At 59.1% G+C, this 21,584-nt stretch carries 27 protein-coding genes, 2 tRNA genes and 1 pseudogene; 20 read left to right on the top strand and 10 right to left on the bottom strand.

The genetic code is table 11. The annotated features are described in order from the left end of the window. Positions 1-205: 205 nt before the first annotated feature. The gene (locus tag FZX13_RS09125) at positions 206-1,663 is read left to right on the top strand and encodes a glycoside hydrolase 100 family protein (protein ID WP_226398251.1); all 1,458 of its coding nucleotides are present in this window, start codon (positions 206-208) and stop codon (positions 1,661-1,663) included. Positions 1,664-1,739: 76 nt separating this feature from the next. Here FZX13_RS09125 and petD read toward each other — a convergent pair whose 3' ends face one another. Continuing rightward, entirely contained in the window at positions 1,740-2,222 is a 483-nt protein-coding gene (petD, locus tag FZX13_RS09120) for a cytochrome b6-f complex subunit IV (protein WP_115022998.1), read from the bottom strand. 39 nt (positions 2,223-2,261) lie between these two features. After that, positions 2,262-2,918, bottom strand: a complete 657-nt coding sequence (gene petB / locus FZX13_RS09115) for a cytochrome b6 (RefSeq protein WP_011363493.1) — start codon at positions 2,916-2,918, stop codon at positions 2,262-2,264. 67 nt (positions 2,919-2,985) lie between these two features. Between petB and ctpZ the strand changes: the two genes are divergently transcribed. The 7 genes and pseudogenes from ctpZ (at position 2,986) to FZX13_RS09080 (ending at position 7,668) form a co-directional block, all read left to right on the top strand. Then, positions 2,986-4,263 (top strand): carboxyl-terminal processing protease CtpZ, encoded by a 1,278-nt coding sequence (ctpZ, locus tag FZX13_RS09110; protein ID WP_226409298.1) that lies wholly within the window; start codon positions 2,986-2,988, stop codon positions 4,261-4,263. Continuing rightward, positions 4,260-5,534, top strand: a pseudogene (locus tag FZX13_RS09105) (HD domain-containing protein). The gene ctpZ and the pseudogene FZX13_RS09105 overlap by 4 nt, the downstream one beginning before the upstream one ends. Then, positions 5,501-6,169 (top strand): septum site-determining protein MinC, encoded by a 669-nt coding sequence (gene minC / locus FZX13_RS09100; protein ID WP_226409296.1) that lies wholly within the window; start codon positions 5,501-5,503, stop codon positions 6,167-6,169. Before FZX13_RS09105 ends, minC begins: the two are co-directional and overlap by 34 nt. 56 nt (positions 6,170-6,225) lie before the next feature. After that, on the top strand, positions 6,226-7,038 hold the full coding sequence (gene minD / locus FZX13_RS09095) for a septum site-determining protein MinD (RefSeq protein WP_226398247.1): 813 nt from the start codon (positions 6,226-6,228) through the stop codon (positions 7,036-7,038). Between the two features lie 4 nt (positions 7,039-7,042). After that, complete coding sequence (gene minE / locus FZX13_RS09090; RefSeq protein WP_115022992.1) at positions 7,043-7,330, top strand: cell division topological specificity factor MinE; 288 nt, start codon at positions 7,043-7,045, stop codon at positions 7,328-7,330. 18 nt (positions 7,331-7,348) lie between these two features. After that, complete coding sequence (locus FZX13_RS09085; protein ID WP_226409294.1) at positions 7,349-7,606, top strand: response regulator transcription factor; 258 nt, start codon at positions 7,349-7,351, stop codon at positions 7,604-7,606. Further along, positions 7,597-7,668, top strand: a tRNA-Thr gene (locus FZX13_RS09080). Before FZX13_RS09085 ends, FZX13_RS09080 begins: the two co-directional genes overlap by 10 nt. 9 nt (positions 7,669-7,677) lie before the next feature. On the opposite strand, the gene FZX13_RS09075 is transcribed toward FZX13_RS09080, so the two are convergent. The 5 genes from FZX13_RS09075 to FZX13_RS09055 all read right to left on the bottom strand — a co-directional run bounded on the left by FZX13_RS09075 (position 7,678) and on the right by FZX13_RS09055 (position 10,877). Next, on the bottom strand, positions 7,678-7,851 hold the full coding sequence (locus tag FZX13_RS09075; RefSeq protein ID WP_170951120.1) for a hypothetical protein: 174 nt from the start codon (positions 7,849-7,851) through the stop codon (positions 7,678-7,680). Next, positions 7,848-8,462 carry an L-threonylcarbamoyladenylate synthase gene (locus tag FZX13_RS09070; RefSeq protein ID WP_226409292.1) on the bottom strand — a complete coding sequence of 205 codons (615 nt, stop codon included), beginning with the start codon at positions 8,460-8,462 and terminating at the stop codon, positions 7,848-7,850. Before FZX13_RS09070 ends, FZX13_RS09075 begins: the two co-directional genes overlap by 4 nt. Then, on the bottom strand, positions 8,462-9,349 hold the full coding sequence (gene prmC / locus FZX13_RS09065; protein ID WP_226409290.1) for a peptide chain release factor N(5)-glutamine methyltransferase: 888 nt from the start codon (positions 9,347-9,349) through the stop codon (positions 8,462-8,464). Before prmC ends, FZX13_RS09070 begins: the two co-directional genes overlap by 1 nt. After that, positions 9,346-10,362: a DNA-processing protein DprA gene (locus FZX13_RS09060; protein WP_226409288.1), complete on the bottom strand. Its 1,017-nt coding sequence runs from the start codon at positions 10,360-10,362 to the stop codon at positions 9,346-9,348. Before FZX13_RS09060 ends, prmC begins: the two co-directional genes overlap by 4 nt. A gap of 110 nt (positions 10,363-10,472) precedes the next feature. Next, positions 10,473-10,877 carry an acyl-CoA thioesterase gene (locus FZX13_RS09055; protein WP_226409286.1) on the bottom strand — a complete coding sequence of 135 codons (405 nt, stop codon included), beginning with the start codon at positions 10,875-10,877 and terminating at the stop codon, positions 10,473-10,475. Between the two features lie 83 nt (positions 10,878-10,960). On the opposite strand from FZX13_RS09055, the gene FZX13_RS09050 reads away from it, so the two are divergent. Further along, positions 10,961-11,809 carry a universal stress protein gene (locus FZX13_RS09050; RefSeq protein WP_115022978.1) on the top strand — a complete coding sequence of 283 codons (849 nt, stop codon included), beginning with the start codon at positions 10,961-10,963 and terminating at the stop codon, positions 11,807-11,809. 2 nt (positions 11,810-11,811) lie between these two features. Here FZX13_RS09050 and psbM read toward each other — a convergent pair whose 3' ends face one another. Together psbM and FZX13_RS09040 are read right to left on the bottom strand one after the other, a co-directional pair. Further along, positions 11,812-11,916, bottom strand: a complete 105-nt coding sequence (psbM, locus tag FZX13_RS09045) for a photosystem II reaction center protein PsbM (RefSeq protein WP_115022976.1) — start codon at positions 11,914-11,916, stop codon at positions 11,812-11,814. A 59-nt stretch (positions 11,917-11,975) separates the two neighbouring features. Further along, positions 11,976-12,452: a 2Fe-2S iron-sulfur cluster-binding protein gene (locus FZX13_RS09040; protein WP_115093431.1), complete on the bottom strand. Its 477-nt coding sequence runs from the start codon at positions 12,450-12,452 to the stop codon at positions 11,976-11,978. A 182-nt stretch (positions 12,453-12,634) separates the two neighbouring features. On the opposite strand from FZX13_RS09040, the gene psbB reads away from it, so the two are divergent. The 11 genes from psbB to FZX13_RS08985 all read left to right on the top strand — a co-directional run bounded on the left by psbB (position 12,635) and on the right by FZX13_RS08985 (position 21,040). Beyond that, entirely contained in the window at positions 12,635-14,194 is a 1,560-nt protein-coding gene (psbB, locus tag FZX13_RS09035; protein WP_115022971.1) for a photosystem II chlorophyll-binding protein CP47, read from the top strand. 21 nt (positions 14,195-14,215) lie between these two features. Beyond that, complete coding sequence (locus tag FZX13_RS09030; protein WP_011128841.1) at positions 14,216-14,311, top strand: photosystem II reaction center protein T; 96 nt, start codon at positions 14,216-14,218, stop codon at positions 14,309-14,311. 213 nt (positions 14,312-14,524) lie between these two features. Beyond that, positions 14,525-15,007 carry a transcriptional regulator NrdR gene (gene nrdR, locus FZX13_RS09025; RefSeq protein ID WP_115022969.1) on the top strand — a complete coding sequence of 161 codons (483 nt, stop codon included), beginning with the start codon at positions 14,525-14,527 and terminating at the stop codon, positions 15,005-15,007. A 118-nt stretch (positions 15,008-15,125) separates the two neighbouring features. Continuing rightward, positions 15,126-16,217, top strand: coding sequence for a 30S ribosomal protein S1 (locus tag FZX13_RS09020; RefSeq protein ID WP_115022967.1), 1,092 nt, complete (start codon positions 15,126-15,128; stop codon positions 16,215-16,217). Positions 16,218-16,223: 6 nt separating this feature from the next. Continuing rightward, positions 16,224-16,997 (top strand): HAD family hydrolase, encoded by a 774-nt coding sequence (locus FZX13_RS09015; protein ID WP_226409284.1) that lies wholly within the window; start codon positions 16,224-16,226, stop codon positions 16,995-16,997. A gap of 23 nt (positions 16,998-17,020) precedes the next feature. Further along, positions 17,021-18,271, top strand: coding sequence for a methionine adenosyltransferase (gene metK / locus FZX13_RS09010; RefSeq protein WP_115093428.1), 1,251 nt, complete (start codon positions 17,021-17,023; stop codon positions 18,269-18,271). A gap of 3 nt (positions 18,272-18,274) precedes the next feature. Next, on the top strand, positions 18,275-19,519 hold the full coding sequence (locus FZX13_RS09005; protein WP_226409282.1) for an FGGY-family carbohydrate kinase: 1,245 nt from the start codon (positions 18,275-18,277) through the stop codon (positions 19,517-19,519). Between the two features lie 181 nt (positions 19,520-19,700). Continuing rightward, a complete protein-coding gene (locus FZX13_RS09000) occupies positions 19,701-19,976 on the top strand; it encodes a DUF2470 domain-containing protein (protein WP_115022958.1) in 276 nt (91 codons plus the stop codon). A gap of 54 nt (positions 19,977-20,030) precedes the next feature. Then, positions 20,031-20,675 (top strand): ComF family protein, encoded by a 645-nt coding sequence (locus tag FZX13_RS08995; RefSeq protein ID WP_226409280.1) that lies wholly within the window; start codon positions 20,031-20,033, stop codon positions 20,673-20,675. Positions 20,676-20,705: 30 nt separating this feature from the next. Next, positions 20,706-20,778 (top strand) — tRNA-Phe (locus FZX13_RS08990). A gap of 22 nt (positions 20,779-20,800) precedes the next feature. Beyond that, the gene (locus FZX13_RS08985) at positions 20,801-21,040 is read left to right on the top strand and encodes a hypothetical protein (protein ID WP_226409278.1); all 240 of its coding nucleotides are present in this window, start codon (positions 20,801-20,803) and stop codon (positions 21,038-21,040) included. On the opposite strand, the gene FZX13_RS08980 is transcribed toward FZX13_RS08985, so the two are convergent. Continuing rightward, positions 21,041-21,520 (bottom strand): hypothetical protein, encoded by a 480-nt coding sequence (locus FZX13_RS08980; RefSeq protein WP_166017589.1) that lies wholly within the window; start codon positions 21,518-21,520, stop codon positions 21,041-21,043. Positions 21,521-21,584: the final 64 nt, after the last annotated feature.

Raw genomic sequence — 21,584 nt, 5'->3', positions numbered from 1 at the left:
TGATCTTGTAAGTCGCCTCAGACACATCAAGGCTTTCGCCTTCAGCGCTTCGGCTTGCGCGCTCGCCTCTCGGCTCCCGCGCAAGACAAAACCATAACACCACAGCTCCACCTCTCGCAACAGGCACGTCGTATTCAGATCTGAAGAGTTGCTTCCACTGGCGAAACCCATTGCCAGAACTACGTTTCAGATGGAGGTCACCGCGATGCCAACGCGCTTCACTGAACAGAGCCAGCGTTTCCGCCCCAATTCGAACGAATACCAGGTGCTGCAAAAAGCACGTGAACACTTCGAGGCCACGCTGATCGGGGTACAAGGGGAACTCGCCGGCAGCGTTGCGGCGATGGAACATCGCCGTTCTGACGAAGCTCTCAACTACGGAGAAATCTTCCTACGGGACAACGTTCCCGTGATGATCTATCTGATGCTGGAAGGCCGCTTCGCCATCGTGAAGCAGTTTCTAAGCGTCAGCCTTCACCTGCAAAGCACCAGTGTTCAAACGCGCGGTGTCTTTCCCACCAGTTTCGTTGAAGAGGAAGGGGAACTCGTTGCGGACTACGGCCAACGCTCAATCGGTCGCATCACCTCAGTGGATGCAAGCCTGTGGTGGCCGATTCTTTGCTGGATCTACGTCAAGCGAAGTGGAGACACGGATTTCGGTCGAAGTCCTGAGGTGCAGCGTGGTTTGCAACTGCTGCTCGATCTCGTTCTTCACCCAAGTTTCGAGGGAACACCGGTGCTGTTCGTTCCGGACTGCGCCTTCATGATTGACCGCCCCATGGACGTATGGGGTGCTCCATTGGAGGTGGAAGTGTTGCTCTTTGCTGCACTCCGCAGCTGCGTGGGACTGATGGAGCTGTGCCAACGCCAGGAGAACAGTGTTCTTTTAGGAGAACGGCTGCGCTTAAGCCGGCAATGGACCCATGACTTGCGGCAGTTCCTGCTGAAGCACTACTGGGTGACCAGTAAAACCATGCAAGTGCTTCGACGACGTCCGACGGAGCAGTACGGAGAAAACCAGCATCAGAACGAGTTCAACGTTCAACCGCAGGTCATCCCGGACTGGTTGCAGGACTGGCTCGAAAACCGAGGCGGTTACATGATCGGGAACATGCGAACCGGACGACCGGATTTCCGCTTCTATTCCCTGGGAAACTCCCTGGCATCCCTGTTCGGGCTGCTGACCGCGCCGCAGCAACGGGCCATGTTCCGATTGGTTCTGCACAACCGGGATCACCTCATGGCCCAGATGCCGATGCGCATCTGTCATCCACCCATGGAAGGGGTGGAGTGGGAGAACAAGACAGGGTCCGATCCCAAAAACTGGCCATGGAGTTATCACAATGGCGGCCACTGGCCGAGCCTGCTCTGGTTTTTCGGAGCGTCCATCCTTCTCCATGAACGCCTGAACCCCCAAGCCGACGTGTTGCTGATGGGGCAAATGAAAACCCTGTTGGACGAGTGCTATTGGAGCCATCTCAACCAACTGCCCCGTCAGCAGTGGGCCGAATACTTCGACGGACCGACAGGGACATGGGTTGGACAGCAGTCACGTACCTATCAGACCTGGACCATCGTTGGTTTTCTGCTGATGCACCACTTCCTCCACGTCAACCCAGACGACGTCTTGATGCTGAATCTGGACGAATCCATGGGTCACTAAACAAGCTCCAATCCATCAGCACAAAAAAACCCCGACTCATGGAGTCGGGGTAAGAAATCTGAAATCTTGCGATTGATCAGAAAAGTCCGAGGGTGAGGGACTTGTCGATAGGGAGTGCAGCGCCGATACCCAGGTAGATCGTGGTGACAGTTCCGAACAGGAACACAGTCATTGCAACGGGACGACGGAACGGATTCTGGAACTTGTTGAAGCTCTCAATGAAAGGAACAAGCATCAGACCGAGGGGAACCAGAGTCTGGAGTGCAATGCCCAGAAGTTTGTTCGGAACAACCCGCAGGATTTGGAAGACCGGATAGAGGTACCACTCGGGAAGAATTTCCAGGGGTGTCGCGAAGGGATCAGCCTTGTCGGCGAGCATCGCGGGATCCAGAACAGCCAGACCCACCACACAAGCGATGGTGCCGAGGATCACCACCGGAAAGATGTAGAGCAGATCGTTGGGCCAGGCGGGCTCGCCGTAATAGTTGTGACCCATACCCTTAGCGAGCTTGGCCCGCATCTTGGGATCGGAGAGATCAGGCTTCTTGAGAATGTGCATCGGTTAGTCCAGGTGTTGAGGGAACAGTAGGAACGCAGATCACAAAGGACCGGAAATGCCCTGCTTCCGAATCATCAGGAAGTGCATGAGCATGAACACAGCCAGCAGCCAAGGCATCACGAAAGTGTGCAGGCTGTAAAAGCGCGTAAGGGTGGCCTGACCAACGCTCTCACCACCGCGAAGCAGTTCAACCATGAAGTCTCCAACCACTGGAATGGCTGCGGGAACTCCGGAGACGATTTTCACAGCCCAATAACCGACCTGATCCCAAGGGAGGGAGTATCCGGTCACTCCGAAGGACACCGTGATGACAGCCATGGTGACGCCAGTGACCCAGGTGAGCTCACGGGGGCGTTTAAAGCCACCGGTGAGATAGACGCGGAACACATGGAGGATCAGCATCAGCACCATCATTGAGGCGCTCCAGCGGTGCACGGAGCGGATCAACCAGCCGAAGCTGACATCGGTCATTAGGTACTCGACCGACTTGTAGGCCTCAGCGACAGTGGGCTTGTAATAGAAGGTCATCGCGAACCCGGTCGCGAACTGGATCAGGAAGCACACCAACGTGATGCCACCCAAGCAATAAAAGATGTTGACGTGGGGAGGCACGTACTTGGAGCCGATGTCGTCTGCAATGTCCTGGATTTCCAGACGTTCCTGGAACCAGTCGTAAACCGGTGATGAGTTCGCCATGCACAAGCGGGCTCGAGTTGCGAAAGTCTACTGAGCACGCTTCTGCCATCGAGGCGAACCCCCCGCGATGTATCCAACTGTTAACGATCTTTCAGACTGGCTGCGGCGCAGAGGGTTTCGAGCGCTGCGCCAACTGATCACAGCTGCTCTTTGCTGCTTTTTGGTGCTGGGGAACGTGTGCACAGCCGTTGCACTCAGCGATACACAACAGCTCGTGGTGGACAGCTGGCGCCTCGTGAACCAGGGATTTTGGAACCCCGAGCAACTCGATGAGGTCCGCTGGCGACGTCAACGCCAGAAGGCCATGGAACGCAGCATCGAGAGTAGTGACGATGCCTACGCGGCCATCGAAACCATGCTCGCTCAGCTGGGAGACCCTTACACCCGGCTGCTCCGTCCGGAGGACTACGCAGCTCTGAAAAACAGCACCAGCGGAAATCTCAGCGGTGTGGGATTGCAACTGGGACCGGACGAAGGCGGCAATGGCGTTGTGGTGATTTCAGCCCTAGAAGGCTCGCCAGCTGGAGAGGCAGACATCACCAGTGGAACCCAGCTGCTGTCCGTTGATGGCAAAGCGGTGGTGGATTTAGGTCTCGAGGGAACGGTGGCAGCGTTGAGGGGAGACGTGGGCTCGCAGGTGGTTCTGACTCTGGGAAACAGCAATGGCGAGTCGAATGAACTGACCCTTGAACGCCGCAGCGTGGATCTCAGGCCGGTGCGTACACGCCGCTTGCGCAACGGCAGCCACACCCTCGGCTACCTGCGAATCACCCAATTCAGTGAAGGCGTACCAGAACAGGTAAAAGAAGCTCTCACCCATCTTGGAAACAAGGACATCGAAGGATTGGTTCTCGATCTACGCAACAACTCAGGTGGCTTGGTGAGTGCTGGATTGGCAGTCGCAGACGAGTTTCTTTCAGGTGGCGCCATCGTCGAAACCCGCAACCGCGACGGAATCAATGACACCATCCAGGCGAGTCTCCAGACGGTCTTCGACGGACCAATGGTCACCCTCGTGAATGGGGGAACTGCCAGCGCCAGTGAAATCCTGGCAGGAGCACTTCAGGACAATGAAAGAGCCACCTTGCTCGGAGGCCAGACGTTTGGGAAAGGTCTGATTCAAACGCTGACCAACCTGAGTGACGGCAGCGGACTTGCAGTGACTGTCGCGGGGTATGTGACACCCAGCGGACGGGATATTCAGGGACAGGGGATCGCACCCGATCGTGCGCTGTCCGATCCGGAGCCGCTGAATCCCGGCGGTGATGGCGACCGCTGGCTCTCCGAAGCGCAGCAATGGATGGAAGCACTGCTTGAACAATCCGCAGACGACATCGAGGCATGAGCCAGCGCACCTATCACGACCCTCTGCATCGGGGCATCGGTCTTGACCGACAAGCCCCAGCAGAAGGGATGGTGATGGACCTTGTGGATACGACACCTTTTCAGCGCCTGCGGCGTATTCGGCAGCTGGGACCGGCGTACCTCACCTTCCACAGCGCCGAATCCAGTCGGTTCACCCACTCGCTGGGCGTCTTTCATCTGGCGCGACGTGCGTTTGAGCGAATGCTGCCGTTGGCGCCGGATCTGGAGCAGCACCGCGGGTTGCTCTATGGCGCTGCTTTGCTCCATGACATCGGCCATGGCCCCTTGAGCCATACCGGCGAGGAAATGTTCGGCCTGCGCCACGAACAATGGTCAGCACGGGTGATCCGGCATCACCCAAAAATCCGTGCATGTCTGGAGAGCCATCAATCCGGTACAGCAGATGCGGTGGCAGATCTTCTTGAGCATGGCCTCAGCCCACACCCATTGGTCAAACACCTGGTCAGCAGCTAACTGGATTGCGACCGTCTGGACTATCTCCTGCGCGACAGCTACAGCACTGGAACCCGCTACGGGCAGCTGGATCTCGACCGAATTCTCGGAGCACTGACCCTTGCCCCTGATGGTGAGATGGCCATTCACCCCAAAGGTCTGATGGCTGTTGAGCACTACTTGGTGGTGAGGAATCTGATGTACAGGAGCGTCTACAACCACCGGCTGAATGTGGTGTGCAATTGGCTGCTGGAAAAACTGATCCTGACCGCACGACAGCTTGGTCCTAAGCAGGTGTGGGCTGATGAAGTGATGGCCAGCTGGCTCTGGCAACCGAACATGATCAGCCTTGAGGACTTCCTCGCCAACGACGACCAACGCACCGGCTACCACCTTCAGCGATGGCAATCTGAAGCCCCAGCGCCCCTCGCTGAACTCAGCGGTCGTTTTTTAGATCGACGCCTACTCAAAGCTACGGCCGTCGAACATCTCCCCCGGGCTGATCAACTGCAACTGCTCGCGACAGCCAGGCGTTTGGCCGATCGTCATGGCCATGACCCGGAACTGTGCTGCGGATTGCGTCATCAACAACTCCGTGGGTACCACCCCTATAGAGGCGGCTTGCGCCTGTGGGATGGACGTCAGCTCCAGGCTCTGGAACAGGCATCGCCACTTGTTGCCAGTTTGGCCACACCTGCGGCGACGTCCTGGTTGATTCACCCCCGTGACATCAGTTCCGAGCTCAGGGAAGAAATGGACGTTGAATGGCCCCGATCAGCAAAGGTGAAGCAGCCATGACACTGAAGCTTCCCGACCAGCGCCTTGATCACTGGAGGGATCGATTGCCTGATCTCTTGAACAGTTGCTCCGAAACGATCGTTGATCTCGATTGCGAAGACTGGATCCTGAGCTGCACCGATCTGACGGACCTATGTGCCTTGGTTGCCGATGCAGGCCATCAACTCGGAAGGATCACAAGCCGAGCGCTGGAAACCGTCGTAAGTGCCTCAGCGCTTGGCCTGGACGCAAGCCCTGAGCACGCATCTTTTAAACATAAAGCCCAGACGAATTCGATCCCAGCGGGCCCTACAGAGCTTTTGTTCCACCAGGGCACACTCCGCTCCGGCGATCATCTCCAGAGTGACCGAAGCATCCTCCTCTGCGGCGATGTGAATCCCGGAGCACGGATCAGCTCAGCTGCTGATGTTCTGATTTGGGGGCGCCTGCGAGGTGTAGCCCACGCTGGATGCGAGGGGTCGACGACCGCGAAAATCGTTGCCCTGCAGCTGCGACCACTGCAACTTCGGATTGCCGACGTGGTAGCGCGAGGCCCCGAGGATCTGCCCCAGGCTGGTTTAGCCGAACAAGCGGAACTCAAGGATGGCGTGATCGCCATTGAACCTGCCGTCATCCAAAGCTTTCAAAAACGCTGACGCCGTTGTCAGAGCGTGAAGCCAGATTATTCTGGCCGCACCAAAGCAGAACCCTGGTGTCGACGACCCGAACCATCCTGATCTGTTCTGGCAAGGGCGGTGTCGGAAAAACAACGACCACAGCGAACCTCGGCATCGCTCTTGCTCGCCAAGGAGCCAAAACCGTGGTTCTTGACGCGGACTTCGGACTGAGAAACCTCGATCTGCTCCTGGGTCTGGAAAACCGCATTGTTTATACCGCTCAGGAGGTGCTGGCAGAGACCTGCCGACTTGAGCAAGCCCTTGTGAAACACAAGCAGGAGCCCAATCTGGCTCTGCTGCCTGCGGGAAACCCCCGGATGCTGGAGTGGCTGACCCCCAAGGACATGCAGGCCATCGTTTCGCTGCTGGAGCGCCAGTTCGACTACGTGCTGATCGACTGTCCGGCCGGGATTGAAGACGGATTCAAGAATGCGGCGGCTGCAGCCCGCGAAGCTGTCGTGATCACAACGCCGGAAGTAGCAGCCGTTCGGGACGCTGATCGCGTGATCGGACTGCTGAATACCCAGGGGGTGCAGCCAGTGCAACTTGTACTCAACAGAGTCCGCCCGAAAATGATGTCGAACCAGGAAATGCTCTCGGTTGATGACGTCACCGACATCCTGGCGCTGCCTCTCCTGGGTCTTGTTTTTGAAGATGAGCAGGTGATTGTGAGCACCAACCGCGGTGAACCCTTGACGCTGACCGACTCGTCATCACCCGCGGCACAGGCTTACAGCAACATCGCCCAACGGCTTCAGGGCGAAGACATTCCCCTGATGGATCCATCCCAGGCCCGCCGCGGCCTACGCGCCAGGATGCGCAAGCTGATGCAAACCCGGATTTTCTGAGGCGATGACACTCAAAGAATTCATCGACAAACTCCTGGGCCGTCAGCCCGCCAGTGCTGAAACAGCAAGGGAGCGTCTCCAGCTGGTGCTCGCCCACGACCGCAGTGACCTCAATCCGGAGCTGCTTGAGCAGATGCGGCGCGAGATCCTGGAAGTGGTTGCCCGCTACGTGGAGATCGACCTTGAGGAAGGAGATGTGAGCCTGGAGACGGAAGACCGCGTCACTGCCCTGGTGGCCAACCTTCCCATCCGTCGCCCGATCACCCAACCATCAAAGGGTGGAACCCTCTGAGCAGCGACCTGTTCAAGCTTGACTCTTAGCCCTTTAAATCACCTCACTCCTGCTGAAAAGCGGGTAGTGCTCTTGTTGCTTGAAGGCCTCGAGAACCGAGCCATCGCCCACCGATTGGTGATTAGTCACCGCACTGTTGAGTGCCACATCAGCCGGGCACTCTCCAAGAGCGGTTGTCGAAACCGACTCGAGCTGGCGCTTTGGCTGATCAGGAATGGAGACCCTGCATTGGATCGCCAACGACGCGAAGGTACGATGCCCCCCATGCCGGCTTAGCTCAGTGGTAGAGCAGCGCTTTTGTAAAGCGAAGGCCATCGGTTCAAATCCGTTAGCCGGCTTGATCTGGATCAGGGAAATGGCCTGCGATCCGTTTCACCCGCAAAGATCCAGATGAGGATCAATCCCAGCAGCCAGGGAAGAAGATTCAGTTGAAGCGTCCAGGTGAAGAGGGCTTCAAGGGGCTCCAACACCCAATGAAGCAATGTCATCACCAGCAGGCAGAGTCCGACCAGTGGGATCACTCGAACACCTCAAGCCCTGAAGGAATCACAGCACCCCGTCGCGCCAAGCGCCAGCGTCCGACCTCAACCCAGACCAACACCGTGCTGGCCTGACCTGAGGGTTGGGACCACGGCTGGGGCCCCAGTTGAGCGACATCAGGGAAATACCGCGACGCATCTGCTGAGGTCATGCTCGCCGGTTCTCCGGAGCGGTTGGCACTGGTGGTGGCCAACGGCCCGCTGATCTGAAGCAACTCACGGGTCTGCTCGCAGGCAGGGATGCGGCAGCCGAGGGTTCTGCCCCCTGGGTTGAGATGACAAGCAGCACCACCATCACAGGCAGGTAGTACCAGCGTGAGCGCTCCAGGCCAATAGTGCTCAGCCAACGCTTCAACCTCCCGATGACACGAGACATCGACCTCCTGGAGCAAATCATCAACCGTTGCCCCCATGAGGATCAGGGGTTTATCAGCAGGTCGACGTTTCAAGTGCCAGAGGGTCTGAGCTTGATCGGGCATCACCGCGAGCCCGGGCAGGGTATCGGTTGGGATGATGGCGGCTTCACCAGCACGAAGACGCTGCACCAATGCGGTGGCTTCAAGGATCGGAGGGGGTTTGAATCGTTCCTTCATCAGGACGCTGCAGCACGGTTTCGGGCAAGAGCGAAGCGACGCGTCCCCTCAAGATCAGCAGCCGCGCTGACCTCCACCAAACCCGCATCACGCATCAGCTGCATGACCAGAGCGCTCTGATCATGGTGGTGCTCGAGCAGAAGCCAACCCCCAGGAGCCAGACCCTTCGGCGCTCCGTCCACCACAGCGCGAATCGCGTCAAGCCCATCCTCTCCTCCACTCAGCGCCAAATGTGGTTCATGGTCTCGAACAACGGACTCGAGACCATGAACAACTGAAATCGGGATGTAGGGAGGGTTGCTGATCACCAGATCCAGGGTTCCCCACCAGTTCTTGAGTGGTATCCACCACGACCCGAGGTGAAGCGAGCAGTTGTGGTTCGGGGCACAACGCTTGAAATTGCGTGCCGCCAAACGCAGAGCATCGCAACTGAGATCGACTGCATGCCCCAATGCCGTCGGCCAGGCGAGGGCCAAACTCACAGCGATGGCCCCCGAGCCGGTGCCGAGGTCAGCCCAGCGGCCGGGAGGGGCCGCCTTCAAGTGGCTCAGGGCAAGATCCACCAGCAGTTCAGTTTCCTGACGGGGAATCAGCGCAGCGGGGGACGACTCGAGCAGAAGGTCCCGCCATGGACAAAGCCCAACCAAATGCTGCAGGGGAACGTTCTCCTGAAGATGGCGCTGCCAAAGTTGAGTGAGCACATCGAGGGACTGCACCATGGCAATGGTGCGTGATGGATCCAGGAGCAGCCTTTGCAAGCTTGCCCAGGGGATACCACCTGCCAGATCAATCAACCAATCGAGATCCGCCGCGGTCCCACCTCGGGCGAGTTGTCTGCGCCGCCACTGCAAAAGTTCAGTGCCAGTCAGCGTGCTGCAGTCTCTCAAGGCCGACGCTTGCGCCAGTGCAGTCCAGACTCACATAGCAATTCGCCCTGGCACTCGAGAGCCAGCAGCTGAGGGGCCAGCTCAGCAGGGGAACACTGCAAGCGATGCACCAGCTGATCCAAAGAAGCCCCGGTTCCGATAGCCCCCAACAGCTTGCGGCTCATGAGGCGAGAATCATCCGACTTCAACGGACCATCACCCAGACACCGCAGGAGATCCTCGGGATGAATCAGAGCTGTCGCTCGATCCCGAAGCAGTGCATTGCTGCCCCGACAGGACCAACGGCGGGCATCACCAGGGACGACCCATAGAGGGCAATCCATCTGACTCGCCCAGCCTGCCGAAATCAAGGCTCCGCTTCGTTGCGGACACTCCACCACCACAAGGGCTTTCGCAAAGGTCACCAGCCAACGATTCCGAGCCGCGAAGTGCCCTGGATGAACCCGACAGCCAGACCGGGTTGTGCTCAGCAGCAGCCCTTGCTCACCGACCTGCTGTTGCAGGGATCGATGGTGGGTCGGATAAACACGATCCAACGGCGTCCCTAAGACAGCGATGGGTACTCCGTTCCTGGCCAGACAGCCGCGGTGCGCTGCAGCATCGATCCCTTCCGCAAGCCCACTAAGCACAGGCCAGCCGGCTTCGGCGAGAGCGCGACCCAGCTCTTCCGCCATTGCAAGGCCATGCTCAGAGGCAGAACGCGTGCCAACCACCGCAATCGCTTCGCGGGCATTCAGATGCCGGAGCAGCGATCGAGCCCCCTGGACAAACAGTCCAGCCGGAGGGGGGTCCGCCTCGTCCAAACAGCTTGGCCAGGCAGGATCACCGGGCAGAAGAACACAGTTGGGGACCTCAAGATCGGGCGCAGCCCCCTGCTCACATCTGTATCGATGGACGTCGCACTGACAGTGCGACGGCCAGCCCAGCGCTTGGCAAAGACGCTCTGTGGGCCAGCCCCAGAGCTGATCTGGCCCAATGGATCGGTCGCGGCAGAACGCGCGCAGATCCGCCATGCGTGAATTCCCCAGGCCCGGACAACAACTCCATCGCCACCACCAACCCCGCACCGGCTCGCCGCAAGTACTTTTGTACTAGCACAATTGCGCTTCGCCCTGGGCCCGGCTCACAAGCCGAGTCTCACAAGCTTTTGCATCACCAACTGCAACTCAGATGGCACGCGCCTCAGCACGCGACCCTGACGCAACATCACCAGCTGCACCTTCGCCTCGGCAACCACCGTGTCTCCACGGATAAAGCAAGAGGCCCATGGCCAACGCACACCCTTTTGTGCTGAACACCGACTTTCCACGCAGACCTCATCTCCGTGCCGGAGGGGATGGCGGTACTCCAGCTGTAGAGACACCACTGGCATGTCAACACCCATCGTGGTCATTGCGGCGTAACCCAGACCAGCAGCCTGCAAGGCCTCAACTCTGGCTTCCTCCAGCCACTGCACATAGGCTCCATGCCACATCACACCGGCGTAATCGGTGTGCTGCGGGAGCACACGCTTGGTCAAGGTCCACATGGTCTGCGTAACGCTGTGCCATCAGCTTGTCGCTACGTAGGAATCCTCCCCATAGGCTTCCGCAGAGACTGCTTCATACCCCTGTGTTCAGGAACCTTCTGATTGCCGACTCGGGCAAGGGTCACGTCGAGGAAATGATCCGCATGCTCCAGGACATTCCAAGCCTGAAGTCCGCGAAAATCAATCTCCTGCATGTGGTCTCTGAGCAGAGCAAATCGCAATCCGATGGCCATCGCGATGAAGCAGAAAACCTGTTGAGCAGTGCAGTGACACGCATGGGGCTCAACGCCTCGAGCGTGAGCACATTGATTCGGGAGGGCGACACCAAGCAGACCGTTCTCAAGGTTGCCGATGAAGTTCAGGCCGACCTGATCGTGATGGGGTCCCGAGGCCTCGGACGCCTTCAATCCATTCTGGCCAACAGCACCAGCCAGTACGTCTTCCAACTCTCAACGCGCCCAATGCTGCTGGTCCGTGACGACCTCTACGTGAAGCATGTCAATCGCGTGATGGTGACGGTCGACGGAACAGGGGTCGGGGACGACGCCCTGCGCACAGCCTGCGAACTGGTTCGAGAAATCCCCGGCGGAACCCTGACCGGCGTTCATGTCGTTCGCCAGGAGTCAGCACCGTCCAGGGGAGGCCGCACCAAAGCAGACGAAGTGCTCGACGCTGCTGTTCAGCGTGCGAGGGGATTCGGTGTTGACATGAAAGCCATTCACACCGAAGGGAAAGACATCGGTCGCAGCGTTTGCATGGCCGCATCTGAGTGCAACGCCGACCTTGTGGTCATCGCATCTCAAGACCGACGACCTCTTGTTGCCAGAGGGCTGGTGGACCTCGACAAGCTGCTGGGCGGATCGGTCAGCGATTACATCCGCGTTCACGCACCAGCGCCTGTGCTGCTGGTGCGTGAACCGGAACAGGGCTGAGCTCAGGCCTCTTTGTTCTGCGTGCCGATGTAGAGCACGATCAGGAAGATCGCCGGAACCAGAATGAACAGGAGGCTGGCGACGAATCCGAGATCGTTGGTTTCCATGGCCGTTGGAGGGATCAAGGCGAAGGTATCACCGACAAGAGGCCTAGGGAGCGTCTCCCTTAGCCCTCGTCACCGGCGGTAGCAGCCCTGGCATCCGTGCCGTCGCCATCGATCGCATCCTGATCCTCGTCATCGAGCTCACTGACCGGTGGCGCAGGCCATGCGGTGGGCCCGGCGGGGAGCGGTGCCTGTCGAGCCGCGGCCAACCTCGAGTCCGCATTAGCGAGCCGCACCTGAGGACGGGTGAGCACCATGACGGATTTCTCCACAAGGGCCTGACAGGCCAAGCGCCACTCCTGGGGACGGCGACGCAGCTTGTTTTCTTCCACTGCAGTTCGAGCTGTCAAGGCATCAACAGAGTTCTCGTCGACGACCGAAACAAAGCAAGTGATGCACTGGCCACAACCACCGCAGTTGCCCAACTGCCCCTTCAATCCGTAGAGCTCGATGCCCTCACGCCGGGCCACCTCCCTCAGGTTTTCACCCGGATAACACTCCACATCACGCCCTTCACGAACAAACCGGATAACGGGCATGAGTCCCCAAGCAACCAACCTCCATCATGGGCTCAAGCATTTCGATTTGTGAACAGCTTCTGCTCAACTTTCATGTCACTGACCGTTGCGAGGACATCCCTTTTCTCCCGCCCGTCGAGCAGAAGCCCTTACGATCGCCCATGTCTGACTGCACTAGCAGTCTTGTCCCCCGAACCTGACCCATGGGATTGCCCTGGTATCGGGTGCACACCGTCGTCATTAATGACCCGGGCCGCCTTCTGGCTGTGCACCTCATGCATACAGCCCTCGTAGCCGGCTGGGCCGGCTCCATGGCTCTCTATGAGCTGGCCATCTTTGACCCGTCCGATCCTGTCCTGAACCCAATGTGGCGTCAGGGCATGTTCGTCATGCCTTTCATGTCCCGCCTGGGCGTGACTGGTAGCTGGGGTGGATGGAGCATCACCGGCGAAACGGGTGTTGATCCCGGTTTCTGGAGTTTCGAGGGCGTCGCTGCCGCTCACATCATTTTTTCTGGCCTGCTGATGCTGGCTGCCATCTGGCATTGGACTTACTGGGATCTCGAGATCTGGCAAGACCCTCGTACAGGTGAACCTGCACTTGACCTGCCGAAGATCTTCGGCATCCACCTGCTTCTGGCTGGTCTTGGTTGCTTCGGATTTGGCGCTTTCCACCTCACTGGTGTCTTTGGACCAGGCATGTGGGTCTCTGACCCGTATGCATTGACCGGTCATCTAGAAGCGGTGCAACCGTCGTGGGGTCCTGAAGGATTCAACCCCTTCAATCCCGGTGGAATCGTTGCCCACCACATCGCCGCTGGAATCGTTGGCATCATTGCCGGCATCTTCCACATCACCACACGTCCGCCAGAGCGTCTTTACAAGGCTCTGCGGATGGGCAACATCGAAACAGTCCTGGCGAGTGCCATTGCGGCAGTGTTCTTCGCCGCATTCATCGTTGCTGGAACGATGTGGTACGGAGCAGCAGCCACCCCTGTTGAGCTGTTTGGCCCCACTCGTTATCAGTGGGATCAGAACTACTTCAAGACAGAGATCAACCGTCGCGTCCAAACCGCCATGGACGATGGCGCGACTCGTGAAGAAGCTTTTGAGGCAGTCCCTGAAAAGCTTGCTTTCTACGACTACGTCGGCAACAGCCCTGCTAAGGGCGGCCTCTTCAGGGTTGGTCCGATGGTCAATGGCGATGGCTTAGCAACCTCCTGGATTGGTCACATCGTCTTTACTGATAAGACCGGCGAAGAGCTGGAAGTAAGGCGACTTCCGAACTTCTTCGAGAACTTCCCGGTTGTTCTCCAAGACGCCCAGGGCAATGTCCGTGCGGACATCCCCTACCGACGAGCCGAAGCCAAGTACTCCTTCGAACAGCAGGGCGTCACTGCTCAAGTCTTCGGTGGAGCGCTTGATGGTCAGACCTTCACTGACCCTGCCGATGTGAAGCGTCTTGCACGCAAAGCACAACTGGGTGAAGCGTTCGACTTCGATCGCGAGACCTACAACTCCGACGGCACGTTCCGCAGTTCACCGCGAGGCTGGTTCACATTCGGCCACGCCACCTTCGCGCTGCTGTTCTTCTTCGGTCACATCTGGCACGGTGCTCGCACCCTCTACCGCGATGTGTTTGCAGGTATTGATCCCGACCTCGGTGATCAGGTTGAGTTTGGCCTCTTTGCCAAGCTGGGTGACAAAACCACCCGTCGCCTGCCCGAGGGCTACGTTCCCCCAGCCGGAACCCCCCTCAACTGATCGCCCTTCAGGAACAACACGATGGAAAGCTTCGCTTACGTCCTCATCCTTACCCTCGCGATTGCCACACTCTTTTTTGCAATCGCATTCCGCGATCCGCCGAAGATCGGTAAGTGATTTAAACCTTCAAAACCCCGCTCCGGCGGGGTTTTTTCATGCCTTGGCACGCCGGTCGTCGCAAGATGGTCTCGCCCACCAGAACAGACCAAAGCAGTCTCAAGTCACTGACAGCCGTCGAACGAATCCGCAAATGAGACTGATGTCCTACAGGCCCTTCTCAAGTCTCAAATCACTGTCTACAGTTGGTGCAACTTATTAACTCCTTCGGGGATGCAGTGCCCCTCCTGCCAAAACACAGATAGTCGCGTTCTTGAATCAAGGGCAGCCGATGGCGGACGCAGCGTTAGACGACGTCGCGAATGCCTGAACTGTGAATTTCGCTTCACCACCTACGAGCGGGTGGAAACCGTGCCGATCACGGTGATCAAACGCAACGGCAACAGGGAAATCTTCAGTCGCAGCAAGTTGCTGCATGGCTTGAATCGAGCTTGCGAGAAAACTGGCCTCGATACAACACGCCTGGAATCCCTGGTTGAAGAACTCGAATTGAAGCTTCAGCAACGCTCCGGCAAGGAAGTCAGCAGCGTTGAGATCGGTGAGTTCGTGCTTCGAGATCTCAAGCAAATCAGCGAGGTGGCCTACATCCGATTCGCATCCGTCTACCGCCAGTTCCGTGGCATTGACGACTTCGTCTCGACGCTGGAGACGCTCAACGCCGATCAGGAACAGAACCATCTGGCCAGCGTGCGCTGAATCGGGAGGCAGATTCAGTCCCTCAGGTCTGTAAAGTCATTGATTCTCCGTGGAACGTCGGCGGGCGTTTTACGAGAATTTTTCGTACTACCCACCTGAGGTAGACCGCCAGCCCCCCATGTCTGCGACTCCGACAGAAGAACAGATCCAGGATCAAGTTCAAGAGGCGAACGCTACGGAAGCCTCACCAGAAGACTCCGCCGTTGAACAGGCGTTTGAGGGTGAGGACTTAAGCATTCCTGAGGACGTCCCCACAGCGGATGATCCCAGCAGCCGAGCCACCAGCCGCAACCTGGACGACGCCGGCTTCACCATTGATGAGTTCGCGGCTCTACTCAGCAAGTACGACTACAACTTCAAGCCAGGCGACATCGTCAATGGCACGGTCTTCGCCTTGGAATCGAAAGGCGCGATGATCGACATCGGCGCCAAGACGGCTGCCTTCATGCCTCTTCAAGAGGTGTCGATCAACCGGGTCGAGGGTCTAAGCGACGTGCTGCAGCCCGGCGAGATCCGTGAGTTCTTCATCATGAGTGAGGAGAACGAGGACGGTCAGCTGGCGCTGTCGATCCGTCGGATCGAATACCAGCGGGCATGGGAGCGGGTTCGCCAGCTCCAGAAGGAAGATGCCACCATCTATTCCGAGGTGTTTGCCACCAACCGTGGTGGTGCCCTGGTGCGCGTGGAAGGCCTGCGGGGATTCATCCCCGGCTCCCACATCAGCACCCGCAAGCCGAAGGAAGAACTGGTCGCCGACTTCCTGCCTCTGAAATTCCTCGAGGTGGACGAAGAGCGCAATCGTCTGGTGCTTAGCCACCGCCGCGCCCTGGTGGAGCGGAAGATGAACCGCCTGGAAGTGGGCGAAGTCGTGGTCGGCACCGTCCGCGGCATCAAGCCCTATGGCGCTTTTATCGACATCGGTGGTGTCAGCGGTCTGCTGCACATTTCCGAGATCAGCCACGAGCACATCGAGACCCCCCACTCGGTGCTGAACGTGAATGATCAGATGAAAGTGATGATCATTGATCTCGATGCCGAGCGCGGCCGGATCTCTCTTTCCACCAAGGCCCTGGAGCCGGAACCCGGTGACATGCTCACCGATCCTCAGAAAGTGTTTGAGAAGGCCGAAGAGATGGCCGCGCGCTACAAGCAAATGCTGCTCGAGCAGGCTGAGGAAGGCGAAGACCCGATCAACTCCATGATGATCTGAGCCTGAATGGCCACACTTCTGCTGAAGGGAACACCCATCAGCTCAATTGACGGGGTGCTGTTCGATAAGGACGGCACCCTTTCCCATAGTGAGCCTCATCTGCTGGCATTGGCAGAGGAACGCATCAACAGAGCTATTGAAATCGGGCAAGACCAGGCCCCACCACTCGAAGCCTTTGCGCTGAGAGACACCTTGCGCAGAGCGTTCGGTGTGAGCAACGGCATGCTCCATCCAGGCGGAACCCTTGCTGTTGCCTCCAGACAGGACAACATCGCCTCAACAGCGACGGTGTTTTGCCTCCTTGGCTGCTCATGGCCCCAGGCCCTGGCCATGGCCCACGCCTGCTTCGACGAGGTTGACCAGAGCGGCCTGATCAAGGCGACCCCCAGCCCCTTGCTCAACGGTGCAGAAGGACTCCTAAGGGCCCTGAATCAGCTGAATGTGACCACTGCTGTCATCAGCAATGACACCCGATCCGGCATTGATGACTTCCTGGATCACCATGAGCTCAGTGCATGCATTGATGGCATCTGGAGTGCTGACGACCATCCGCGAAAACCCGATCCGCAAGCCGTTCTGGAGCTGTGCGACGGCCTGGGCCTTCCACCCCAGCGTTGTGCATTGATCGGGGATGCTGAAACCGACCTTCAAATGGCTCTTCAGGCTGGAATTGGCTGCGTGATCGGATTCACCGGTGGTTGGAGTCGTTCCCCCGAACTGCACTCAGCCCAGCATCTGCTCCACAACTGGCACGACCTCGCCCTCAGCCCAGCCGCGTAAAGTCGCGCCATCTGGAGCCTCGAATGAGCCGTTACGTCTTTACGTCCGAGTCCGTTACGGAAGGGCATCCCGACAAAATCTGCGATCAGGTCAGCGACGCCGTTCTCGATGCTCTGCTGGCCCAGGATCCCTCCAGCCGCGTGGCCTGCGAGACCGTCGTGAACACCGGTCTCTGCATGATCACCGGTGAGGTGACATCAAAAGCACAAGTGGATTTCATCCACTTGGTTCGCAATGTGATCAAGGAGATCGGTTACAGCGGCGCCCGGGCCGGTGGATTCGATGCCAACAGCTGCGCGGTGCTGGTGGCTCTCGACCAGCAATCCCCCGACATCGCCCAGGGAGTCAACGAAGCCGACGACCACGCTGGCGATCCGCTTGATCTGGTGGGAGCAGGCGACCAGGGAATCATGTTCGGCTACGCCTGCAACGAGACACCTGAGCTGATGCCGTTGCCGATCAGCCTCGCCCACCGGCTGTCGCGTCGCCTTGCCGAAGTGCGCCACAACGGGACCCTGGATTACCTGCTTCCTGATGGCAAGACACAGGTGAGCGTTGTCTACGAAAACGACAAGCCCGTTTCGATCGACACGATCCTGATCTCCACCCAGCACACGGCGGAAGTGGATGGGATCAGCGATGAACAGGGCATCCGGGAACGCATCACCGAAGACCTCTGGACCCATGTCGTGGAGCCGGCAACAGCCGACCTGGCGCTCAAGCCCTCCCGTGAAGCAACCAAGTATCTGGTGAACCCAACCGGCAAGTTCGTGGTGGGCGGCCCTCAGGGAGATGCCGGCCTCACCGGCCGCAAGATCATCGTGGACACCTACGGCGGCTATGCCCGCCACGGCGGTGGCGCTTTCTCCGGCAAAGACCCCACCAAGGTGGACCGCTCGGCCGCCTATGCCGCGCGCTACGTGGCCAAGTGCCTTGTGGCCGCAGGGCTCGCCGAACGTGCCGAAGTGCAGCTGAGCTACGCCATCGGCGTCGCCAAGCCTGTGTCGATCCTCGTGGAATCCTTCGGCACCAGCCAACTGGACAACGACGCGCTGACCGCCCTCGTTCAGGAGCATTTCGATCTGCGCCCCGGCGCCATCATCGAGATATTCGGCCTACGCAACCTCCCCCAACAACGCGGCGGTCGCTTCTATCAGGACACAGCCGCCTACGGCCATTTCGGACGTAACGACTTGCAGGCGCCCTGGGAAGACGTCAGTGCAAAAAGCGAGGAACTTCGCCAAGCGAAGGTTGCACAGGGTGTAGCTGCGTAGGTCATGACACAACTACCACTGGTGCTAGGCATCGACCTGGGCACCAGTGGTGTTCGCATTGCTGTGCTGGGCATGGATGGTGTGTTGCACCACACCCAGGCCAGCAACTACCACGGTTCGTTTTGCGACCCCGAGTCTTGGCGTGAGGCCTGTCGCGAGCTGCTTCAAGCCATCCCCAACCGCCTTAAATCTCGGCTCAGGGCGCTTGCAGTTGATGGCACATCAGGCACCCTCCTGGCCTGCGACTCCCATGGTCTCCCCCTCGGGGAAGCCTTGCCTTACTCCCTGGCCTGTCCGGAGGTAGCTCCCCTTCTGCAAGAGCTGGTGGGCACAGGAAACCTTGCGCAAAGCAGCAGCAGCAGCAGCAGCCTGGCGAGGGCACTTCGGCTGATAGCCAGATACGGCAACGAGATCCTGTTGCGTCATCAAGCGGACTGGATCAGCGGATGGCTGCTGAACAACTGGAGCTGGGGGGAAGAAGGCAACAATCTCCGACTGGGCTGGGATCTCATCACCAACAGCTGGCCATCCAGCTTTGCCACACAACCCTGGAAGCAAACACTGCCCGACATCCGTCGCAGCGGCAGCATCCTGGGAACGATCGCCCCAAACCAGGCCAAAGCCTTGGGCTTGGCTGACGATCTGATCATTGTGGCCGGGACAACGGATTCCAATGCCGCTGTGTTGGCCGCCCATCCCCAACCGGGAGACGGGGTCACCGTGCTGGGCACCACGTTGGTGATGAAGTGCTTCACAGAAACGCCCTTGGAAGCCCCCGGCGTCACCAGTCATCGCGTTGGTGAGCGATGGCTCTGTGGAGGCGCCTCCAACGCAGGGGCAGGCGTGCTGCGGCGCTTCTACAGCGACGACCAGCTCGCAGAGCTCAGCCGCCAAATCGACCCTTATACCAATAGCGGCCTCTCACTGCGCCCCCTGCCAGGCCCGGGCGAACGCTTCCCTGTCGATGATCCTGAGCTGCTGCCGGTGCTGGAACCTCGCCCGGTGAGTGATGCCCTCTACCTGCATGGACTGCTCGAAGGCCTCGCCGAGATCGAAGCGCAGGGTTGGCAACGCCTCCAGGCTCTGGGTGCCGCCGCGCCCCAACGGATCATCAGCATCGGCGGAGGAGCGCGCAATCCCCAATGGAGACGGCTTCGGGAACGCCGTCTTGGCTGTCCTGTGACCAGTTGTCAAACACCCCCAGCTGCAGGTGTGGCGCGACTGGCCCAACAGGCCCTAGTCGGGTGAGAATTCGGGCAACAAGCCAGCCAGCCATGCCCTCCAATCTCCGCGAAATTCTGGCGATGGGGCTCTTCGTCGTGTTGGCCTGTTATGTGGGATTCAGCGGCATCCGCCTCGGCCTTCTGCTGATCGAGCGCTTCGCCTGAACCAATCACTGCAAAGATTGCATTCTCCTCGTTTCATACCGATGCCTGCAGACGCCCTCACTGATGCCGTCAGCACACGGATCTGCAAACACATGAACGACGACCATGCGGAAGCGGTGCTGGCCTACGCCAAGCACTACGGCGGCGTCAGCAATCCCGCCGCCGCACGCATGGTGTCTGTCAAAGCAGAGACCATGGAACTAGAGGTGGATGGCGCGAGCATCAGCATCGCTTTCGATCACACCCTCACCGACAGCGAAGACGCCCATCGCACGTTGGTGGCCATGCTTCGGGCGATGCCCAAGGAGAACGGCTAAGCCAGGAACAATCTGATTCAGGAGTGGAACGCTCGATGCACCGAGCTTCCCGCTGTGCATCGAGCGTTCCTGGCCTTCGCCCAGACCCTGCTGATCGAGCCCCGTTGCCCGATCTGTGATGGACCTTGGCAAGAGCCACAGGCACCGACATCTCCCTGCGGACACTGCCGAGACGCACTGCAGCTTCCGCCTGAGGGCATCAAGGGCCTGGAGCCCTTGCGATGGTGCGCTCTTGGGCCCTATGAGGGCGCCCTGCGCCAGCTGCTACTGAAGGTGCGTCAGCCAACCAAACAGAAAGTACTTTCGGTGTTGGTTCAGATGCTGTCTGACAGCTTGAGCTTGCCTTCCGCAGCGGTGTTGGTGCCGATTCCAAGCTGGAAACGGCAGCGCACCAACCCCCTGCCTCAGCGCATTGCCATGGGCTTGGACCGACCAACAGCAGACCTGCTGCAACGACCCCGTGTCGGGCTGAGCCAACACCATCTGAACAGAAGCCAACGCCTGACGAACCTGATCGGCGCGTTCCGGGCCAGGCCCCACAACCCAGCAACCGCCCTCACCTCGGTCTGGCTCGTGGATGACATCCTCACGACAGGGGCAACCGCTTTAGCGGCTGGCCAGGCGCTGGAAGAGGCCGGCCATGGGGTGGCTGGATTGATCTGCCTGGGACGCACACCCGCAAGACAGCGCAGGCGGTGATTTAAGATTCCCAGGTCGCTTAGGCGACGCGCCGGGATAGCTCAGTTGGTAGAGCAGGCGACTGAAAATCGCCGTGTCCCCAGTTCAAATCTGGGTCCTGGCATCACATCGATGCCAAAACTGCCGTGTCATTCATCTCTCCAGATGCAGGCACAGACCGTGTGTTTGACAACGCAGACAGCTTCGCCATGGTGTTCGATCGCACCTGGAAACAACTGCGAGCCAGCAACAGCGGCGAGGTCGGCCAAGAGCAGCACCTGGAAGCCGTGTTTGAGGCGATGGCAGACCACCCGTTTCTGATCAGTTCCCCCGACATGGCACGACAGGTGGCCGCCTTCCGGATTCGTCTGCTTGAGCTGACCTGATCAGGCAGACAGCAGATCGATCTGAGGATCATCCACATATTCCGTGTCAGCGCTGATGGCGTCGTCACTGAGCGCCTCGTCCTCGACACGGTCGACGACCTCCATCTCAACCTCAGGGGTCTCTGAAACCTCTTGATCGTCAGCTGCTGGAGCATCCTCGGCATGAAGAGCCACGACCTCGCCTGGGGTCAGACGATCCCGAAGCATCCGCACTTTCTCTTCGCTGGCCAGGAGCAGTTCGCCGGCGTCATCGCTGACCGCGGCGATTTCCGCATCAGCCACCTGCTGGCCCTCAACGTCGGCCAACCGCATCTCCAGCTCCATCAAACGATCAGCCAGTGTTTCCACCACCTCACTGAGACTGAACAGATGGGTGCACAGCTGTTGCTCGAACGCGGTGCGCGGAGAGGAGGTGGTCACCGGACAGGCCTCGGGTCGAGAGATTTCGCCGATGGTATCGATGCTGAGCTTCGTGTCCACGGCCCTGGGACAAGCCGCGACTGGCCTACATTCCCCAGGGCTTTCGAGCGATTGAGGAGAGGAG

This window comes from Synechococcus sp. MU1625 (assembly GCF_020514205.1).
Classification (GTDB): Bacteria; Cyanobacteriota; Cyanobacteriia; order PCC-6307; family Cyanobiaceae; genus Parasynechococcus.
The sequence above is the reverse complement of the archived record's forward strand: the minus strand, read 5'-3'. Positions and strand labels throughout refer to the sequence as shown.

Coding starts and splice junctions, on each gene's coding strand:
- FZX13_RS09125 (WP_226398251.1), top strand. CDS start 206: ATGCCAACGCGCTTCACTGAACAGAGCCAGCGTTTCCGCCCCAATTCG.
- petD (WP_115022998.1), bottom strand. CDS start 2,222: ATGCACATTCTCAAGAAGCCTGATCTCTCCGATCCCAAGATGCGGGCC.
- petB (WP_011363493.1), bottom strand. CDS start 2,918: ATGGCGAACTCATCACCGGTTTACGACTGGTTCCAGGAACGTCTGGAA.
- ctpZ (WP_226409298.1), top strand. CDS start 2,986: ATGTATCCAACTGTTAACGATCTTTCAGACTGGCTGCGGCGCAGAGGG.
- minC (WP_226409296.1), top strand. CDS start 5,501: ATGGCCCCGATCAGCAAAGGTGAAGCAGCCATGACACTGAAGCTTCCC.
- minE (WP_115022992.1), top strand. CDS start 7,043: ATGACACTCAAAGAATTCATCGACAAACTCCTGGGCCGTCAGCCCGCC.
- FZX13_RS09070 (WP_226409292.1), bottom strand. CDS start 8,462: ATGAAGGAACGATTCAAACCCCCTCCGATCCTTGAAGCCACCGCATTG.
- FZX13_RS09060 (WP_226409288.1), bottom strand. CDS start 10,362: ATGGCGGATCTGCGCGCGTTCTGCCGCGACCGATCCATTGGGCCAGAT.
- FZX13_RS09055 (WP_226409286.1), bottom strand. CDS start 10,877: ATGTGGACCTTGACCAAGCGTGTGCTCCCGCAGCACACCGATTACGCC.
- psbM (WP_115022976.1), bottom strand. CDS start 11,916: ATGGAAACCAACGATCTCGGATTCGTCGCCAGCCTCCTGTTCATTCTG.
- FZX13_RS09040 (WP_115093431.1), bottom strand. CDS start 12,452: ATGCCCGTTATCCGGTTTGTTCGTGAAGGGCGTGATGTGGAGTGTTAT.
- psbB (WP_115022971.1), top strand. CDS start 12,635: ATGGGATTGCCCTGGTATCGGGTGCACACCGTCGTCATTAATGACCCG.
- FZX13_RS09030 (WP_011128841.1), top strand. CDS start 14,216: ATGGAAAGCTTCGCTTACGTCCTCATCCTTACCCTCGCGATTGCCACA.
- nrdR (WP_115022969.1), top strand. CDS start 14,525: ATGCAGTGCCCCTCCTGCCAAAACACAGATAGTCGCGTTCTTGAATCA.
- FZX13_RS09020 (WP_115022967.1), top strand. CDS start 15,126: ATGTCTGCGACTCCGACAGAAGAACAGATCCAGGATCAAGTTCAAGAG.
- FZX13_RS09015 (WP_226409284.1), top strand. CDS start 16,224: ATGGCCACACTTCTGCTGAAGGGAACACCCATCAGCTCAATTGACGGG.
- metK (WP_115093428.1), top strand. CDS start 17,021: ATGAGCCGTTACGTCTTTACGTCCGAGTCCGTTACGGAAGGGCATCCC.
- FZX13_RS09005 (WP_226409282.1), top strand. CDS start 18,275: ATGACACAACTACCACTGGTGCTAGGCATCGACCTGGGCACCAGTGGT.
- FZX13_RS09000 (WP_115022958.1), top strand. CDS start 19,701: ATGCCTGCAGACGCCCTCACTGATGCCGTCAGCACACGGATCTGCAAA.